The 2,680-nt window shown below is 42.9% G+C and carries 3 protein-coding genes; all 3 read right to left on the bottom strand.

The genetic code is table 11. From position 1 onward, the window contains the following. Window positions 1–146 precede the first annotated feature (146 nt). On the bottom strand, window positions 147–407 hold the full coding sequence (locus tag LKK83_RS01135) for an SH3 domain-containing protein (RefSeq protein WP_324628896.1): 261 nt from the start codon (window positions 405–407) through the stop codon (window positions 147–149). Window positions 408–829: 422 nt separating this feature from the next. Further along, complete coding sequence (locus LKK83_RS01130; RefSeq protein ID WP_324628894.1) at window positions 830–1,081, bottom strand: hypothetical protein; 252 nt, start codon at window positions 1,079–1,081, stop codon at window positions 830–832. 190 nt (window positions 1,082–1,271) lie between these two features. Further along, window positions 1,272–1,685 carry an S-layer homology domain-containing protein gene (locus LKK83_RS01125; protein ID WP_324628893.1) on the bottom strand — a complete coding sequence of 138 codons (414 nt, stop codon included), beginning with the start codon at window positions 1,683–1,685 and terminating at the stop codon, window positions 1,272–1,274. Between the last annotated feature and the right edge of the window lie 995 nt (window positions 1,686–2,680).

Raw genomic sequence — 2,680 nt, 5'->3', positions numbered from 1 at the left:
GAATAGCATACTTTCGCGATCGCAAAGCTCTCCATCCACACAAACCACAAACGCTGAAATTCGATAGGGAATCCCCCACTCGTTGGCCAAGAGATTCCCGCTATCATCTCGTAAATTTATGCCCTCCAGTTGACTGACAAATAAGGTTAGAAAGGACGGGAAAAAAACCCCTCGCTGGTTGGTTCGATAAACTCCGTATTCGCCCTGACAAAGCAATGGGTTTCGTATCCCCCATCCACCTTCAGCCACGGCAATCCACTTTCGTCTAAGTTAATATAAGGAGGTCCGCCACCAACAAAATGTATGGTGGCAAGGGAAAGAGGGTCGTTCGCGGATTTGACTTCTACCACAGAATATTCGGTTCCCGGCCCGCTACGACAATTCAGACCATTGGGGAGGTCTTTCACTTCCCAAGCAAACGCTTCAGCAATATCATAATAATCCCCATTCTCATTGAGCCTGGGAATTCAAATAGAACCTAGTGTAATCGGCTCATCTCTTTCGGGGTTTTGAAGCACTTCTACAAATTTATTAAGAATTGTTTCTGCCTCGTCTTCATAGTTAGTTGTAATGGTGAATACCATCCCCCTATTATTACAATCTAGTCCATCCACACAAACAACAAATGGTCGAACTGTACTTTGATAACTCCAGTTTCTTCCTACAGGCGAACCATCTACATTTACTGTGACCGGTACTCGTGTAGTATATAAAATTAATTCCCGATTGGAATAACCCGTGTAAATGCTATTTAGACGTTGCGAAACAATCTGGCAACGGGTTCCCGGACTGATAACTGGGTCTGGCACACGAGTCAAATCTTGTCCTGCTAGGCATCATATCTAATTGGTAGCACATAACTGTCAGTGCCTATCCTTTTCTCCCCCCATTCAATAATACGATAACTCCCCTCCTCTCGATTTAACATTGTATAGTAAGTGCCGTTTCTTTCTTCACATTCAATTTTTTTATTGTTCTGTTGGTTTGGCATTGGGCTATTTTGGGCATTAGCCGAAGACAATACAGCACCATAAATAGCTGTACTACCCAACAAAATCCAAAGTAAACTCTTCATTTTCATTTGGATTACTCCCATTAATTACAAACGAAAAATTGCCTACATGAATCGTTCAAATCTCAAGCTTTTTCCAATAACATAGTTAATGCTTGAGAAACAGCTATCTAGAACTAGCGGTTTTACTGCACTTGATTGAGTATCTGCTGAATTTATTCATAGGCTTCAGTTCTAGCTAACATTTAGCTATCTGAATTCAACCATTTAATTGGGCTGCAACCACCTCCATGACCCTATTTAAACAACCCTCTAGCATAATTGCAAAGTCGCCTCGGGTTAGAGCTCGATTTCCTCTGTAGGTTCCATCAGGATAGACGCTAACACAATTGTATCTTTCTACCAAATTTTGGAGAGCATAATAATAATCATCGCTGGGGCTTACGTCCCTAATTCCTGAAATGCTAGTGACTTGAGCTAGTTGTTGAGAATCAGGACTAAGAGCTTGATTAAAAGAAGGTTGCTCAAGTTTAACTACTGCTGTACGCTCTGGGGCGATCGCTGTTGGCGATGATGCATGAGCAAGTGGAGCTAGAGTTGTGATGATTATTGCTAGAGCGATTAATGTAATTGCTCCAAAAAACTTTCTAAGTGTTTGATTGTTTTTGAACATGATTGTTTTTGGGGTAAACTACTAGAAATTTATGGTTTCTGCGATAAGCGATCGCTCTTATCCTTGGGAGGGTTTGTTAGGCGGCGCTGAAATTTAGGCAATCAACCAATTCCCTTCAATTTCGCCGCTGTAACGCCCCAAATTATGCCTGGTAAAAAAAGCGCCTATTGATTTAGACTGGAGGGTCGATTTATTGCCATTTGGATTTATTCCCGTAGCAATAGATTTGAACTTCATGCTCAAATTCTCCATAAATGAATGACTGCAATCAATTCGATCGCCAATACAGCCAGGAAAGGAACAGCGATCGCCCCGATAGACCGATTAATGCTATTAAGCTTGTATCACCCTCGGCCAAAACCATAGAAATAATCCCATGCTGACCATAACTTTATTCGATAAGCTTAACTCGCTACCTCGCATCGGGCACACACTTCCTTTCTGATGACCCCTTCCGACCAGTGAAGAATCAAATCGAAACGGTAGCCCACAGACCCGGACTGGGAGATTAAGTTCGCGGAACCTTGGCTAACCCCTATCTCGTCTCTGATGTTTTGGTGCTTCACTGGCGGTTTCTTAACAAATCATTGACTTCTAATCTAAACCTCCCCACCCCCCCTGTCAATTCATAAAGGTCAATAATTTCCGCCATTTTTTAGTTCATAGTGTTCATATAGTTCATCCAATTTGCTCCCTTCAGCAGGGCGATCGGGCCAAAAGGTCAATTCTGGAGAGGGGGAAAGTCTGGGGTGGGGGAGGCGATCGCCGGGGAGCCAGGGAACCACTCGTCCTCTTCTGATGAGACGTTTGGGTTTGGTCAGAGCGATCGCGCTGAGTTAACTCATCAAGCAATGTTTGAGAGAACTAGAGTCTGATTGGCTGATTGCTTTCTGGACTGACAAGCAAATTTACAAAGTCTTGAAGTTTTTTCTCTGCTTGTTGGATATTCTCCGTTGGAATAGTGAATAGCATACTTTCGCGATCGCAAAGCTCTC

The organism is Phormidium sp. CCY1219, from assembly GCF_035615515.1.
GTDB lineage: Bacteria > Cyanobacteriota > Cyanobacteriia > Cyanobacteriales > Laspinemataceae > CCY1219.
The sequence above is the reverse complement of the archived record's forward strand: the minus strand, read 5'-3'. Positions and strand labels throughout refer to the sequence as shown.